General features: G+C 68.2%; 1 pseudogene. It reads left to right on the plus strand.

Annotated elements, in window-relative coordinates:
* Positions 1–289 (plus strand): annotated as a pseudogene (locus EXE42_RS17665) (ketol-acid reductoisomerase); the annotation flags it as partial.

A 289-nucleotide genomic window follows, 5' to 3' on the forward strand; every position in this document is an offset into this window, starting at 1 on the left:
TACGCGCGCCGGCGTCGTCGAGACGACGTTCCGCGAGGAGACCGAGACCGACCTGTTCGGCGAGCAGGCCGTCCTCTGCGGCGGCGTCACGTCGCTCGTCAAGCAGGGGTACGAGACGCTCGTCGACGCGGGCTACTCCCCCGAGATGGCGTACTTCGAGTGCCTCAACGAGCTGAAGCTCATCGTCGACCTGATGTACGAGGGCGGGCTCGGCGAGATGTGGGACTCCGTCTCCGACACGGCCGAGTACGGCGGGCTCACGCAGGGCGACGTGGTCGTCGACGAGCAC

The organism is Halorubrum sp. SP3 (genome assembly GCF_005435195.1).
Taxonomy (GTDB): Archaea; Halobacteriota; Halobacteria; order Halobacteriales; family Haloferacaceae; genus Halorubrum; species Halorubrum sodomense.